The sequence below is a fragment of the Candidatus Accumulibacter contiguus genome, assembly GCF_036625285.1.
In the GTDB taxonomy this organism is placed as follows: Bacteria; Pseudomonadota; Gammaproteobacteria; order Burkholderiales; family Rhodocyclaceae; genus Accumulibacter; species Accumulibacter contiguus.
The window spans coordinates 1,448,838-1,464,558 of the sequence record NZ_JAZKUC010000001.1; the positions used below are offsets into that span (position 1 = coordinate 1,448,838).

Consider the following 15,721-nt stretch of genomic DNA (forward strand, 5'->3'; position numbering starts at 1 on the left):
GTTCGTCTGCGACGACCTGCGCGCCAAGGGCGCCATCTTCATCGACGAGCTGGCGCAGGCACCCGCCGGCAGTACGTCGTCTTCAGTGCCCACGGCGTCTCCAGGGCGGTTCGCGAAGAGGCCGCAGGACTCGGCCTCAAGGTCTTCGATGCCACCTGCCCGCTGGTCACCAAGGTGCACGTCGAAGTCGCGAAGATGCGCAGGGCAGGCCGCGAGATCGTGATGATCGGCCACAAGGGACATCCCGAGGTCGAGGGAACCATGGGACAGAGCCGGACGGCATGTATCTCGTCGAGACCGTCGCCGACGCGCGCCAGTTGCAGGTCAGCTCGCCGACCCGCCTGGCCTACGTCACGCAGACCACCTTGTCGGTCGACGACGCAGCCCTGGTGGTCGCGGCCTTGAAGGAACGCTTTCCCGAGATCATCGGCCCGAAGAAGGACGACATCTGCTACGCGACGCAGAATCGGCAGGATTCGGTCAAGCAGTTGGCCAGGACCACGCGAAGTCGTTCTCGTCGTCGGCAGCCGGTCGAGCTCCAACTCGAATCGCCTGCGCGAAGTCGCCGAACTGATCGGCAGCCGCTCCTATCTCGTCGATCAGGCCGAGCAGATCGACCCGGCCTGGCTCGCCGGCGCCAGCCGGGTGGGCGTCACCGCCGGCGCCTCCGCCCCGGAGGTGCTGGTCCAGGAGGTCGTCGATCGCCTGTCGGGCGGCGACCCGGCCAAGGTAGGCCAACTCGACGGCGCCGAAGAAAACGTCACCTTTGCCCTGCCGCGCGAACTGCAGTAGCCATAACCGTCATACCTCGCGCCACTCATCCTCCACAAGCCGCCGTATATCGCGCCGAGCTTGCTCGAAACCGGCCCTCGACTATGATGGAGTCGTGTCTGTGCTCCGCCGGACCCGCTCGAGGCCCTGCCCAACACTTCTCCTCGCAGGCGAAATGACGATGAATCATCGGACTGAACCAAAGAGTTCCGGCTTTACGCTGATTGAATTAATGATGGTTGTGGCGATCATCAGCATTCTGCTGGCGATTGCCGTACCGGCTTACAATGAATATATCAATCGAGCCCACCGTGCCGCCGCCCAGCAATTCCTGCTGGATGTCGCACAGCGCCAGGAACAGTTTCTGCTGGACAATCTGGGATACGCAGGGAATCTGGGCGGACTGGGCATGAGCATACCCGCGGACATCGCTGCCGACTACGACCCGCTGGTTATTACATTGAGCGCTCCTCCTCCCTCCTTTCTGCTGTCCATGGCCCCGAAGGCCGGCGCCAGAATGGCTGCGGACGGGACTCTGTTCATCAACAACAGAACCGAGAAGTGGAGAGAAACCGACGGAGACAAAAAGTACACGGCAGGAGGGACGGACAAACTATGGTAATTCCCTTCCAGCAAACACGGAATGACGGCTTCAGCCTGATTGAACTGCTCGTCGTCATTGTCATCATGGGTATTCTGATGAGCATGGCCACGCTCCCCTTTCAGGAAATGATCGCGAATCAACGCCTCAGGACAGTCAGCTCGGACCTCACTGCTGACCTGGCTCTGGCGCGCGTCGAAGCGATCAAGCGCAGCACTCGCGTCGGCATCACGCGCACCACGGCCCAGTGGGTTGGCGGATGGCAGGTCTTTGACGATGCCAACCGCAATGGGGTGTGGGATGCAGGTGAGGGTGTCCTCGTCTCCCGACCGGCACTCGACAATACCGTCAAAGTCTGCAGCGTTGGCACAAATGTCGACAATTCGATCAAAGTCCTGAGCTTTGGTGCAGATGGCCGGGTACGCACCTTCAATGATGACGGCACCGAAAAAACGGGGGTCCGGGGGATCACGGTCAGTTCCACGCTCACTTCCCCGAGCGTACCGGCACGCCTGCTGGAGTTCAGTCCGACGGGACGGATCACGACCGTCAGCGGTGTTACTGCTTGCCCTTGAGAACGCGCCATGAAACTCTTTCAGCAGGCCACGCGCGGATTCACTCTTCTCGAAGTGCTGATTTCCCTGCTCATCCTCATGATTGCTTTGCTCGGCATTGCAGCCCTGATGCTCAAGGGGCAGCGCGCCGGGTTCGAGGCCTACCAACGTCAGCAGGCGCTGGCCATGGCTCAGGAAATGGCCGAAAAAATCCGGGCCAATCAGGGAGGAGCCCCGTACTACGTGACGGGGGTTGCCGAGGGTGATGGTGATGCTATGCCTGGACAGGGAGGTTTGTTCAAGACGTACCATACGCTCTCCGACGAAGACAAGTGTTTGAGCGTCAAAGAGTGCGGTAACAAGCAGATTGCGGATAATCACCTCGCCACATGGGATGGCGTGCTTGCCGGTCTATCGGAAATCAAGGATGCTGCGACCAATCGTGTCGGGGGCATCATCGGCGCACGCGGATGTGTCGAACGGCCCGACGCCAATCAGCCGGTGTTCTTGGTCAGCGTTGCCTGGCAGGGCGAGAGCGACACGGGAATCCCAACGGCCTCGGCATGCGGTGCAGGACTTTATGGAACCGCTGCTCGCCGCCGCCTGGTCACCCTCACCGTCGTCACCTGCCAGTTGAACGCCGCCGCACCCTGGGGATGTTCCTGATGTTCAAGCGCGACTCCATTCGGCCCGCAGCCCGCTCGCGGCAAAGTGGCATGACCCTGGTGGAAATCATGGTCGCCATGACGATTGGCATCATCCTGCTGCTTGCCCTGGGCAGTCTGTTCGTCAATTCCACCCGGGTTTTCAAGGTCAATGACGAATTCTCCCGCATGCAGGAGAATGGAGCCTATGCACTCAATACCATGGGCAATGACCTGCGCATGGCGGGCTTCTATGGCCATATCGCCACCAACGACCTTGCCATTCCGGTGGCCATTACCATCACCAACGATTGTGGCGCAAACTGGGCCACCACTTTCACGCAATCGCTCGGTACGGGCACCCTTGCGAAAATGTCCTCCTGCATCAAGGCCGCCAATTTCCTCAGTGGCAGCTTCATTCTCGTGCTGCGCGGAGCCACCGGAATAGAGGTGCAGCCTGCCGATCTGAACGCTGGGACCTTGTATGTGCAGTCGGATCCGGGCGGCGGCATCCTGTTCCAGGGTGACCAATATGCCGGTTTGCCAGCGTCGTCCAAACGAGCTTTTCTGGGTGGAGCCGCGGCGCCGATTTATCCCTATCAGGCCAGGGCCTACTATCTGCGCCCCTGCAGTCGTCCCACCGGCACGGGCGGCACCGTCTGTCTTGCCACAGATGACAACAACCAGCCGATTCCCACATTGGTACGGCAGGAACTTGCCGGCACGACGATGACCGAGGTCGCTATCGCAGAAGGCATCGAGGCGGTGCGGATTCTCTACGGTCTCGGCACGGGCGGCACCGGCGCTCCGGTGACCTACACCGAGACACCGACGGCCGAGCAGTTTGCAGAAAGGGTGGTGACGGCGAGAATCTCTCTGCTGGTTCGCTCGCCCAGGCCGAGCAATGACTATGACGATCGCAGCAGATCCTATGATCTCGATGGTGACGGAACCGCCGAGTTGAACTGCCTGGAAGACGGACTTCCCTGCAATTATCATCGACATGTGTTCACACAATCCTTCCAGGTTCGCAATATCGCCCAACGGCTTGAATCCTCACCACCATGAAAACAACCGCCCAATCACAAACCGGCGTGGTACTGATGTTCAGCCTGATCATGATGGTCATCATGACGCTGCTCGTCGTTTCCATGCTGCGTACCGGTGTCCTCGAACTGAAGATCGGGGGCGCCAGCCAGACTTCCGCCCAGAACCTGGCCAACGCAGAAGCCGCCATCTGGGATTTCATGAACACGAACCGGGGAAAGTTCTCCCATCGCGCCGAACCTGAATTGGACGCAAAAAATTTCAATAAAAAGTTCGATTTGGACTCACGACAATTCAGCCATCTGAAGAATGTCACCTTGACCGCCACTGAAGTGGCATGTACCGACTTTGCCGGCCTGGGAAGCGGCAACATGCTGGGTCCGAGTGCCCTGCAGGCTGTCTATTTCGACGTTCTGGCGGAAGCCAGAGACCCGATCTTTAGCGGCAGAACCAATGTACACCAGGGGGTTCGTGGCGTCTTGCCCCCAGGTGGCTGCTCCTGATTACCAACCGTTGACGACATGCGAGGCCCGATCATGCTCACCCCCGACCCCACCCGGAATCCCCTCAAGCCCTGGCAAAGGCGTGTCGCTTGGACCCTGATTGCGGCGCTGGCAAATCCGGCGGCCGTACTGCCACTGTCTCTGTATTCCTCTGTCGCTTCGGCGCGAGACACGGACATCTACCTGTCGACGCCCTATGCCGGCAGTACCGCCGAACCGGCGATCCTGCTGATTCTCGACACCTCGGACTCGATGAACAGACCGGAAGGATGGCGCGAATATTCCGAGAATTCCGGCGCCTACGATTCGCATGTGGAATATCTGTGGAACGACCCCGGATTTATCAACAACATATCGGATACCGCAAGGGATCCCGGCCATGCATTGGCCAGAAACGGATTCTGGTCAGAGGAATTGATGGAATCCTATGGATCTTATATAAAATCGAAGAATATACCGGGCACCTTGACTACATTCCTAACTAACTACACCAACCAAGCCGAGGCAGACGACCCAGGGTCGCGCAGCATCTACCGCAATTACAATAACGCCAGCTGGATCTTCTGGCTGCCGGCCGGGGCCCCGGAGACAGACCCGCGACTGTGGTCGAATGCCTTCAATCGTTGGGCTGGTGGGGTGTCGCAGAGCAGTTTCCCTGCACAGGTTCGCGGGGGGATCGACTATGGGCCAACCCAGGATTTTCGTGAACATAACAAATGTAACGACTCGCCGGAGAAGCTTCTCCCATCCACGGTCTTCGCGCCGACACCCTACCCGCGCAATACGGGAAAATACCTGAACCAGCAATGGCAACGTTGGGAACCTTATCTGAACCTGAAAAATGGGCGGCAGAGCAACGGCGATACCACCTACCCCGGAAAATTGGATACTAGCCCGATTCCCAGCGCAACAAGCACGCTGCAGATTTCTAGCGGTAGCGTAGTCGGAGCCATCGGCAGCAACATCCGCGCACAAAGCGAGTTTCTGGGCACTGCGGGTGGCGGAGAACCCACCGGACCATTCCCGGTACGCGACAGTTTCCCACGTTCGGCTCCGTTTAGCAGCTGGACCGATATTGGCGACCAGGGGCAACCGATTCGCACCCAAGACACGTCGTCACGTTCCGGATGGACAGATCTCAAGGCCGACATGGGGGGATTCAACTTCCAGATTTACATCAATAGCATCCAGGTGGGGGGGCGTGAGTCGCTGTTCGACGTGCTCGGTCTCTACGGCCTCACCGTCACCTTCGACGCGATGACAACCACGGCAGAACAACAACTGTCGGCAGTAAAGCACACGGCGTGGAAAGGCAATCGCGACGCCTCCCCTGCCCCAGCTTTCGGCGATATGACCGGCACTCCTGCCTATTACGATTCCCCGAAATCGCTATTGAGACTGGCCGATGTCTCATCGGTCACCACCACCACGCTGTGTACACGCAGTTGCGTGATCGATGCCACGCCAAGCAGCAAGTTCCTGGGCAAAAAATGGGTTCCGAGTGGCACCCAATGCAGAGACAACGGCATCAATCCTGCAGATTGCAGCACGCCACCTCCGGCCTGCGGCGCGCCCGTTCCCGAGACGATCCAGAACACCATCAATTGCCAATGGAGTGACCGGCAAACGGTCCAGGTAGAGGGGGTGGGCACCTATTATCACGGTGGCACTTGCAGCGGCACTTGCACAGGGGTGGCCTGTTCGTTCGGCGCGAGCAGCTCCAGCTACTGTGAAAGCAACCTCCCTGACATTACCGTCGGTTCAACGGTCTATCGCAATGCCTCGCTCAACAGTAGCGCCGGTTGTAACGCAAAGCCCGACACCAGCACCACCTGCGAGGCAAACGAGGGCTCTCCCGCTTGTTTCTACGTCGGTGACAACGCTTGTGCCAATCCGATCAGCACGTCTCCAATCGATTACGACAAGGTTCCCAAGTACGATTACTACGTCTATCCGTTCGCTGCCAAGACGGATTATCTGGATCACGACTGCAAGGCCGATAATGGCACGAGCGGCAACCCGGGCAGCGGCTTCATGACTAACGCAACCGACCGTACCTTCGGCCAGGCCTGGAACACTACGAGTTCCGCCACAGGAAGCACAGCGTCCTATATACCGACCGACCCGTCCGCCAACTATAATGCGGTCGACATGTACTCGGTCAATTACCTCAACTGGAAATTCGGACCGAAAGGGCCGAATGGTGCCCCGATCGGGCGCAAGACACGTTTGCAGATCGCCAAGGACGCCTTCACATATCTGGTCGCGAACACGAACGGTGTCCGCTTTGGCCTGATGGTTTTCAACAGGATGCCCGCCCCTTCCACCGGACTTGCTGGTACTGAAGGTAGCCAGGGAGGCAACGTAGCCTATGCGATCCGTCGCATGGGTTCCAGCAGCACGGACACCGATTACGTCAATCGCGAGGGACTCTCCGGCGCAATCAACCGTGTGGTGGCCAGCGGCTCGACCCCACTGACGGAGGTGATGTACGAAGCATACCTGTACTTCCGTGGAGAAACTCCCCTATTCGGAATCAATTCCACCGACGCAGTCGGCGGTGGCAAGGTATCGGAGGGCAGAGACCCGTCAGCCATTGTCGACGGAAAATACGATTCTCCAATGATGAGTAACCCGCAAAAAGGCAAAGACAAACAAGCGAATTGTCAGAAAAACTATGTGGTTCTGGTTTCGGATGGCGGCCCCGAGAACGACAATCAGGCGGATACTCTGGTCAAGGCGCTCACCCAAGTCGGCACGCCCGAAATCAGCACACAGCAAGACAGCAGTTCAGGGCAGTACGAACCCGACCCAACCAGCCCCGGCGTACCGTATGGTCCACCGGACATCCTGTACCCCGCCAATTACATTTGGCTGGACGAACTGACCCATTTCATGGCCCAGGGCGACATGTCTCCCGGTGGTGCCACAGACTCTGACTCGATTCCAGGCACTCAGTCCGTCTCCACCTACACGATTGGTTTTGCCGGTGGCTCCTCGCCGGTGCTCGAAAATGCAGCCACAGCCGATAAAGGCGCTTACAAGGCAGATAAGGCTAGTGAACTGTCCAGTAAACTTTCCGAAGTCATCGCAACGATCCGCGACTGGAATCCGACGCTCGCTGCGCCGACCGTTCCCATCTCGGCGACCAACCGCGCAGAGAGTTCGGATGACATTTTTCTTGCTTTCTTTGGACCCAGACTGCAACAGTGTTGGGAGGGTACGGTCAAGAAGTTCAAGCTCAGTAGCGATGTCGATGAGTGCGGAAAAGACATCGACGGCGTGCAAATCCCGCTGTGCCTGACAGGCCAGACAACCTTCACAGACAAGCTGAAAAACATCGAGGAATTCGACACATCCAAGAGAACGGCCAGAGTGCGGGACGCGGCCGTGAGCCACTGGAGTGACCCTGCCAAGCCGGATGGTAGCAAGCCCAATGCGGGTGGGACCGGACATGTATTGAAGACGGCTTCCGGTTCCACGCCGGCTACCCGTAAGCTGTACACCCATCTCTCAAGCAGTACGGAGAAAGTCTTGACCGACAGCAGCAATGCCATGTCGGAAGTCAATACGGCGATCACCAAGACATTGCTGGGCGATCCCTCGATGCTGGATGCGACGCGGGCAACGATCATCAACTATGCCCGGGGGGGCGATCCGACGGATGCGGGATGCAAGGACGCCAACTCCGCAACGGCTTGTTCCACATGGCGAGCCTGGCCACATGGAGACGTGTTGCACTCCAACCCGGCCATCCTCATTTACGACAGCGACAAGAAAGGGGATCCTGCCGATCCGGTCGTCTATCTATTCTACATGTCCAATGATGGCCTGTTGCACGCCGTGGATACGAAGGATGGCAAGGAGCAATGGGCCTTCATGCCGGAAGAGTACCTCCCGAAACTCAAGACGATGTATGAAAACCCGATCGGCGAGCATCTCATCACAGGCGATGGCAGCCCGAAGATTTACTTTGAGGACAAGGATCAAGACGGCAAAATCGACAAGGCTTACCTGGCCTTCGGCATGCGCCGTGGTGGCCGTGCGGTCTACGCCCTCGACATTACCGACAAGGCGAAACCCCAGTTCCTGTGGAAGATTGACGACAAGACTACGGGATTTTCGGAATTAGGGGAGACCTGGTCTGCACCCGCCTTTACCAGGATGCGCGCAGATACGGAGAACCCCGTGCTGGTTTTTGGCGCCGGTTATGATCCGGTACCCAATGACCAGATCTCGGTGACGATCACTCGCTCGGGAACGACGGCAACCGCCACCACCCCCGTTGATCATGCTTACACCACAGGTGATTCGGTTCTGATATCGGGCGCTACGCTAGCTGGCTATAACGGCACCAAAACCATCACGGTCACAGGTGCTCGCAGCTTTACCTTTACGGTAAGCGATTCGCTATCCACTCCTGCGCTGGGTTCGGTGAAAGTCGAGAGTATTACGAGCACGAGCAAGCCAATGGGCCGTGGGGTATTTTTTGTGAACGGCAAAACCGGCGCCTTGATCAGGAGCTTTACCCCGCTAGACAAAACCGACCAGAACACACAGGTGTCCGAAATGGGGTTCAGCATTCCCTCGGATGCGACTCCTTTAAACACGGATCTCGATTCCAACGGCTATGCCGATCGTTTGTATCTGGGTGACCTGGGAGGAAACGTCTGGCGTTTCGATATCGACAGCGACAAGCCATCCGACTGGACCTCCATCAAGTTTGCCGATCTGACCAATGGCGAAACACCGCGGCGAAAGATTTTCTTCCCTCCCGCCGTAGTGAAACAGCTCGACCAGGGGCAGCGCTTTGACGCGGTATACGTCGGGACCGGAGACCGAGAGAATCCCTTGCGTACGGATAACCATGACCTGATGTTCATGATCAAGGATACCGACACAGGTTTGACGACGACGAAGGACAAGGCGGTCATCAAATACTCGTCCGACCCGAGCAAGAGTGACTTCTATGACCTGACCGACAATCTGGTCCAGTTCGGTACCGAGGACCAGAGAAAGACGGCGCAAACCGCACTTCACGACAAACTGGGCTGGGCGATGCGGCTGGACCAAACGGTCGACAGGGATGGCAAAAAGGTGGATGGAGAAAAGGTGGTCAATGCCCCATCGGTCTTCTTCAACATACTGCGTTTTGGATCCTATAGCCCGTTTGCTGCGGCCTCAGCCTCAGCCTGCGTGCCGCTCGGAAAGGGAACGAACTACGCCATGAACGCGCTCACAGGCGGAGTGGTGGTGGATACCAACTACGATGGTACGATCACGAGCAGCGATTCGCGCGTTTCCTCCAAGTATGCGATACGGGGTTTTCCATCGGATGGAATCCTCGTCATCCGTGGTGGCAAGATTTTTGAAGGGTCCTGCAGTGATGGCAACTGCGGGATGAGTCAAATCGGCACGGTGGGTGCGAATCAGCGCGCCTACTGGTTCCAGGAAGCCGAGAGATGAGGGTCGAACTGCTCGGTTCCCGGAGGCGCCTCTGCGGATGACACGGCAACTGGCAGGCTGGCTGCTGCTGTCCGCCTTGCTGCATGCCGAAATACTAGCCATCCTGGGGCCCGCGAGGGCCCCAATCCGGTCCACCGCACCCGCTCGTCTGGAGATCCGAATCCAGGATTCCCCGCATACGGTAGCCACTGATCCAGCACCACCCATTGAAACGATGACCTCGCCATTGGCTCCCTTCGCCATGGCTGAGGCCAGTAGTCAGGGGCCATTCGACTCACCCGGCACGCCTCCGGAGGCGCGGCTGCCCATGCCGGCGCCGCTCAATGAAACCGAGGCAAACGAGCGAATATCCACGCCGCCAGAAAAGGCTGAAGCCAGCAGTCCAGGATCATCCAACTCACCCGACGCATCCCCGGAGATCCCGCTTCCCATCGAGGAGTGGTTTTTCAAATCCTCCGAACTGGACGAACAACCGTATCCCTTGATTTCCGTAGTACCTGCCTATCCAGCGTATGCTCAAGCCCATGACCTCGAGGGTTGGGTTCGCTTATTGCTATTGATCGATGAAAGTGGCCGGCTGCGTCATCTGGAGGTGCTTGAGGCCAGCAGCCCCCCCGGCATTTTTGAAGAATCGGCACTGGCCGCATTTCGCATCACCCCGTTTTCTCCGGGGCGACGGGGAGGTGAGGCGGTCAAGTCTCGGATGATCATCAGGATAGACTTCAACATTACGGGAATCGAAGGGACCAAACTGCCTGGATCCTGACCGCATCAGGCCTGCGCCAGCGGCAGACTGAGAGTGAACAAGGCGCCGCCCTCTGGCCGGTTCGCCGCTTCCAGGCGGCCACCATGGCGTTCGACAATACCGTAACTGATCGACAGGCCGAGCCCGGTTCCCTGCCCGACCGGCTTGGTCGTGAAGAAGGGGTCAAACAGCCGCGACAGGTTCTCGGGTGCGATTCCTGGCCCGTTGTCGGCGAAGTACACCCGGATCATGCCGTCGCGGGGCTCGGCGCTGATCTCTAGGCTGGGCGATTCGCTGCTGCTGCTGGCGTCACGGGCGTTCTGCACGAGGTTCATCAGTACCTGCTGCATCTGGCCGGAAGAACCCATGACCGGCAACTCCTGCGGCAAATGGAACGTCACCCGAAAATTGCGCGGATCCGAGCGCGCCACCCAGCGCACCGCACGCGCAACGACTTCAGCGAGGTTGAAAGGCTCGGCAATGCTGCGGTCGATCGCCGAAAAGCGCTTGAGTCCATCGACGATGTCGCGCGTACGTTCGGCGCCCTCGTTCATGCCGTCGAGCAACGGCGGCAGGTCGGCCATGATGCGGTCGATGCGCAGTTCCTGGCGCAGATCTTCGAGTTCCAGCGAACGCGTGCACTGGTCCGAGTGGATCGCTTGCAGGTAAGTCTGCAGGCGCGCAGTGTAACGTCGGAGGGCCAGGACATTGCCGAGAACAAAGCTGATCGGATTGTTCAGTTCATGTGCCACACCAGCCACCAGACGTCCTAGCGAGGCCATTTTCTCAGCCTGTAGAAGCTGTTGCTGGGTGCGCTTGAGATCTTCGTGCGCCTGCCGCAGCGCGTGATAGGCACGCCGCAACTCGCCGACCGGGCGGCCGGTGAGCACCATGCCGACCAGCTTGCCGGTCCCCGAGAGGCGCGGCGTGCAGTTCAGCGAGACCGGCAGCGGACTGCCATCGCGGCCGCTGATCAACAACTCGCAATCCTGGACGGTCGCCGGACGGGCCGGCGAGAAGAAATCGCGGGCGCGTTGCTGCGACGCCTCGTCGGCGAAGAGATCGCAAAGCGGTCGCCCGCGCAGGACGGTCTCGTTCTGGCCGATGAAGCGGCACAGCGAATCATTGACCTCCTGGATCGCACCATGCCGGTTGCAGACGATCAGGATGTCCGACATCGACGCCAGGACGCTCTCGATGAACTGCTGCGAGTCCTCGAGCGCAGCGTTCTTCTGCTCGAGGACCACCTCGTATTGCAGGAGGTCATTGTAGACCTCGTCCATCTTGCGGATCACCTCGACCCAGACCGTCTCGTCCACGCCCGCAAACGCCGATGGTGACTCGGGCAGCGATTCGGGAGCAAGCAAAGGACGCCGCAGCGGCCGCTTGGCGGGTGACTCCGGGCTGGACATGGTGCGATCGTAGAGCCAAAAGACGCGCGCGGCAACGATCTGACGACGCCAGGGTGCAGCACCGAACCCCTCCTCCCTGACAGACTGCGAGTCCTCGCCGCCCGGCCCCTTCCTGGAAATGTTCGCCCGCGGCTCGCGCGACGGCTGGACGACCTGGGTTCAGCAGGCCGGCGCCTATTCTCCCGACTGGCCGACGTACGCCAATCACTCGCAGGCAGAAGCCGACGCCGACTGTCTGCTGGCGACGGGCCGATCGCGGCCCCCTGCCCCGCTCATCCTGGCAGGCAGGAACAGGAATCCGCGGCCGACCCTGGTTGCTGTTAACGGCGTCGTCATTCCGTAGAAATCTGGCGTCGACAGTTTTGCTACGTAGCCTGCAGGTCGGGTTTTTTGATTTTCAGTGATTTTTAAACCGGTTCTGCGGTTTGCGCCCGCAGGGCTTCCGGCGGAGGGATTGCATCGCAATCCCTCGTCTGGCAAGCGAAGCGCGGCAGGGCTGAGAGGCAGGGAATGGGTCGTCCCCACAGCCGGGGGCAGCGTTCGACTGGCGAGATTTTGTTCTGTACTGCCTGCGTGGGGATGGCGTCAGCGCCGCTGATGCGGTAGATAGTTGACCCGCCGGTGGAAACACGGGCAGGGCATCGGGACCAACCGCCAAGCCAGACCCGATGCCGCGCCCACAGCTGTGACGAAGCGACGCTGCCTGCAAAGTATGTCACGAAGCGGGCGTCGCCGTCTTTCCCCATTGGCCAAGGTGACCAATGGAACTGCCTGGAAGACGCTATCTGTGCGCCGCCTGCCGCACCGCTGTGCTGATCTGCAGCCACTGCGACCGTGGCCAACGCTACTGCACCCCCCGATGTGCCGGCGAAGCGCGCAGACGTTCGGTCCGTGCTGCCGGGCGCCGCTATCAAGCCGGCCTGCGCGGCCGTCATGCCCACGCCAAACATCAGCAGCGTTATCGGGCTCGAACGCAGAAAGTGACGCATCAGGGTTCCCCGCCCCCGGCCCCGGCTGATCCAATCTCATCCGAACCGTCGGTGCCGGTGAAGCCGGTGCCCTGGCACTGCTGGCGTTGCCATCGTCCCTTGCCGGACTGGGTGCGCCAGGACTTCCTGCGCCGTCGGATTCGCCGTAGCCAACCCGATCGGAGAACGCATGTCTATCCCCCCCGAAATTGAAGCGCAGATCCTGCGCTATTACCACGCCGAACGCTGGCGCATCGGCACCATTGCCACGCAACTGCACGTGCATCGCGACAGCGTCTCTCGCGTGCTCGCTCAGGCCGGCTTGCCGGCATTGGGTAGCTTCTGCCGGCCGTCGGCCATTGATGCCTACCTGCCCTTCATCCTGGAGACCCTTGCGCAGTTTCCGCGCCTGCGCGCTAGTCGCCTGTACGACATGGTGCAGGCGCGCGGCTACCCGGGACGACCGGATCACTTCCGGCATCTGATCGCTCGCCATCGACCGCGCCCCAAAGCGGACGCCTATCTGCGTCTGCGCACCTTGCCCGGTGAGGAAATGCAAGTGGACTGGGGGCACTTCGATCACCTTGAAATCGGACGTGCCCGTCGGCCGCTGATGGGCTTTGTCGCTGTCTTGTCGTGGTCGCGCCAGATCTTCCTGCGCTTCTATCTGGGCGCCCACATGGAGAACTTTTTGCGCGGCCATGTCGCCGCCTTCGAGGCGTGGCAAGGGGTGCCGAGGATGGCGCTCTACGATAATCTCAAGAGTGCGGTCCTCGAACGCCAGGGCACGGTCATCCGCTTCAATCCGACGCTCCTTTCCCTGGCCGGCCATTACCGCTTCGAGCCTCGTCCCGTGGCGGTGGCCCGAGGCAACGAGAAGGGCCGTGTGGAGCGCGCCATCCGTTATATCCGCGACGCCTTCTTCGCCGGTCGCGCGTTCCAGACACTGGACGACCTCAATGCCCAGGCCGATGCGTGGACCCGCGGACCCGCCGGCGAGCGTCGCTGCCCGGAGGACGAGGCACTGACCGTTTGCGCGGCCTTCGCCCAGGAACGGGGTCGTCTGCTGGCGCTGCCCGCCGACGGCTTCCCGACCGACGAGGTCAAGGCGGTAGTGGCCGGCAAGACCCCGTATGTGCGCTTCGACCTGAACGATTACTCGATCCCGCACGGCTGTGTTCAGCGCACGCTGACCGTTGTCGCCAGTCCGGATCAGGTGCGCATCCTCGATGGCCAGACGCTGATCGCCACGCACCCGCGCTCCCATGATCGCCGCCAACAGATCGAAATCCCCGCGCACATCGCCACCCTGGTCGCGCATAAACATCAGGCCCGTGCACATCGCGGCACCGATCATCTGATCCAGGCGGTGCCACTGAGCCGGGATCTGCTGACTCAGGCCGTCGAACGCGGCGAGCCACTGGGGCAAACGGTCAATACGCTGACTGACCTTCTGGCGCATTACGGCGTGGCCGAGCTGACGGCGGCGATTGCCGACGCCCTGGGGCGCGGTGTGCCGCATCCGAATGCGGTTCGCCTGGTGCTGGAGCGACGGCGGAAAGCACAGGCTGAACCGCCACCGCTGGCCATCACTCTGCCCGAACACATCAAGCACCGGGACGTTCCCGTGCGCCCCCATCGCCTCGATGGCTACGATCAATTGATGGAGAACGCCGATGACGACGACTGATGCCCGCCAGCGCGCAACGGCCTTGCAACTGCACGGCGTGTTGGCCCATTGGGCTGAATGCGCCGACCAGCCCTGGCTTGATCCGTTGTTGTCCTGGGAGGAAACCGAACGTGCTCGCCGCTCGCTTGAAAGGCGCTTGCGCTGCGCCCATATCGGCCGCTTCAAGCCGCTGGCCGATTTCGACTGGTCCTGGCCGCAGCAGTGCGACCAGCGTGCGATCGCGGAATTGATGACGCTCGACTTCATGGACTCGGCAAGCAATGCCATCCTGGTCGGCGCCAGCGGCCTGGGCAAGACGATGATTGCCCAGAATATCGCCCATCAGGCGGTCTTGCAGGGGCATACCGTGGTGTTTGCCACGGCCGGGCAGTTGCTCGGCGAACTGGCTGGTCTGGACAGCGATTCGGCCCTGCGTTATCGCTTGCGTCGCTATGCGGCGCCAGATTTGCTGCTGATCGACGAAGTCGGCTATCTCTCGTATTCGAACCGCCACGCCGATTTGCTCTTCGAACTGATCAATCGGCGCCACGAGAAGAAGAGCACCTTGATCACCACCAACAAGTCGTTCTCGGAATGGTCGGAGGTGTTTCCCAATGCCAGTTGCGTCGTGGCCATGATCGATCGCCTGGTGCATCACGCGGAAATCCTATCCATCAAGGGCGAATCCTACCGCCGCAAGGAAGCGCAGGAACACGCCGCTGCCAACGCCAGTAAGCGCAAGGCGAAGGGGGCGCCGTGAAAGGCTACCACTTACCCTCCGGACTGCACCACGGTCTGGAATTCCTCATCGATCCAAACTGGTCACCTGATCAGGCGCTTGCAATTGTCGAGTTGCTTGACGACCTGCGCGACCGGATCTGCTCTCACTATGGGCACGTTCTTCACCAACAACTGCGCAACGACCGGGTGATCCGGCTCCCCGTCGACAGCACCGATCCCCCTTTCTGACCAGCATCAGACTCTGTTACCCACAGGGGCCTTCGTGGCCCCTGTTTCGTCTACTCCCTTACCATGCTCGCCGCCAAATCCCACCGCCAGATTTCTGCGGATTTACTCCACCGGCAACAGTTGCTTCCCCCGTACCGTTGGCGACCACGTAGAGCAACAACGCAAGGGCGAATGAACGCCGGGTGGTGTTTTAGAGCGTGTTAAAAAACCTAACCTCTTGATTTATAATGATGGCTCATCCGGAAGGCGGGAAGAGAGGCCTGTCTGACCCGGAAAAATATTCCATCCGTTTAAACACGCCATTATCTATCCATTATATGAGCAGAGCAACCTACGATTCCGATCTGACGAACGAACAGTGGAAAATAATAG

12 protein-coding genes and 1 pseudogene are annotated in these 15,721 nt (G+C 60.0%); 12 read left to right on the forward strand and 1 reads right to left on the reverse strand.

The window, feature by feature from the left end; all coding sequences use genetic code 11:
• Positions 1 to 6: 6 nt before the first annotated feature.
• From V5B59_RS26160 to V5B59_RS07120, 9 genes and pseudogenes are all read left to right on the forward strand, one after another.
• The gene (locus V5B59_RS26160) at positions 7 to 405 is read left to right on the forward strand and encodes a hypothetical protein (RefSeq protein ID WP_408612948.1); all 399 of its coding nucleotides are present in this window, start codon (positions 7 to 9) and stop codon (positions 403 to 405) included.
• Positions 315 to 792 (forward strand): annotated as a pseudogene (gene ispH, locus V5B59_RS26165) (4-hydroxy-3-methylbut-2-enyl diphosphate reductase); the annotation flags it as partial. The gene V5B59_RS26160 and the pseudogene ispH, both read left to right, overlap by 91 nt.
• Before the next feature lie 154 nt (positions 793 to 946).
• Positions 947 to 1,393 (forward strand): type IV pilin protein, encoded by a 447-nt coding sequence (locus tag V5B59_RS07090; RefSeq protein WP_332351721.1) that lies wholly within the window; start codon positions 947 to 949, stop codon positions 1,391 to 1,393.
• Positions 1,387 to 1,947 carry a GspH/FimT family pseudopilin gene (locus V5B59_RS07095; RefSeq protein ID WP_332351722.1) on the forward strand — a complete coding sequence of 187 codons (561 nt, stop codon included), beginning with the start codon at positions 1,387 to 1,389 and terminating at the stop codon, positions 1,945 to 1,947. Before V5B59_RS07090 ends, V5B59_RS07095 begins: the two co-directional genes overlap by 7 nt.
• A gap of 9 nt (positions 1,948 to 1,956) precedes the next feature.
• A complete protein-coding gene (gene pilV / locus V5B59_RS07100; RefSeq protein WP_332351723.1) occupies positions 1,957 to 2,592 on the forward strand; it encodes a type IV pilus modification protein PilV in 636 nt (211 codons plus the stop codon).
• On the forward strand, positions 2,592 to 3,638 hold the full coding sequence (locus tag V5B59_RS07105) for a PilW family protein (RefSeq protein WP_332351724.1): 1,047 nt from the start codon (positions 2,592 to 2,594) through the stop codon (positions 3,636 to 3,638). The genes pilV and V5B59_RS07105 overlap by 1 nt, the downstream gene beginning before the upstream one ends.
• Positions 3,635 to 4,120, forward strand: a complete 486-nt coding sequence (locus V5B59_RS07110) for a pilus assembly PilX family protein (protein WP_034919177.1) — start codon at positions 3,635 to 3,637, stop codon at positions 4,118 to 4,120. Before V5B59_RS07105 ends, V5B59_RS07110 begins: the two co-directional genes overlap by 4 nt.
• Before the next feature lie 33 nt (positions 4,121 to 4,153).
• Complete coding sequence (locus tag V5B59_RS07115) at positions 4,154 to 9,586, forward strand: pilus assembly protein (protein ID WP_169071506.1); 5,433 nt, start codon at positions 4,154 to 4,156, stop codon at positions 9,584 to 9,586.
• Between the two features lie 37 nt (positions 9,587 to 9,623).
• Positions 9,624 to 10,352 carry an energy transducer TonB gene (locus V5B59_RS07120; protein ID WP_034919185.1) on the forward strand — a complete coding sequence of 243 codons (729 nt, stop codon included), beginning with the start codon at positions 9,624 to 9,626 and terminating at the stop codon, positions 10,350 to 10,352.
• A gap of 5 nt (positions 10,353 to 10,357) precedes the next feature.
• On the opposite strand, the gene V5B59_RS07125 is transcribed toward V5B59_RS07120, so the two are convergent.
• Positions 10,358 to 11,743, reverse strand: a complete 1,386-nt coding sequence (locus V5B59_RS07125; RefSeq protein ID WP_169071504.1) for a PAS domain-containing sensor histidine kinase — start codon at positions 11,741 to 11,743, stop codon at positions 10,358 to 10,360.
• Positions 11,744 to 12,901: 1,158 nt separating this feature from the next.
• Between V5B59_RS07125 and istA the strand changes: the two genes are divergently transcribed.
• From istA to V5B59_RS07145, 3 genes are read left to right on the forward strand one after another with little or no spacing between them, the layout of a single operon-like run.
• A complete protein-coding gene (istA, locus tag V5B59_RS07135) occupies positions 12,902 to 14,401 on the forward strand; it encodes an IS21 family transposase (protein ID WP_169071503.1) in 1,500 nt (499 codons plus the stop codon).
• Positions 14,388 to 15,140, forward strand: coding sequence for an IS21-like element helper ATPase IstB (istB, locus tag V5B59_RS07140; protein WP_169071502.1), 753 nt, complete (start codon positions 14,388 to 14,390; stop codon positions 15,138 to 15,140). The genes istA and istB overlap by 14 nt, the downstream gene beginning before the upstream one ends.
• A complete protein-coding gene (locus V5B59_RS07145; protein WP_169071501.1) occupies positions 15,137 to 15,349 on the forward strand; it encodes a hypothetical protein in 213 nt (70 codons plus the stop codon). The genes istB and V5B59_RS07145 overlap by 4 nt, the downstream gene beginning before the upstream one ends.
• Positions 15,350 to 15,721 lie beyond the last annotated feature (372 nt).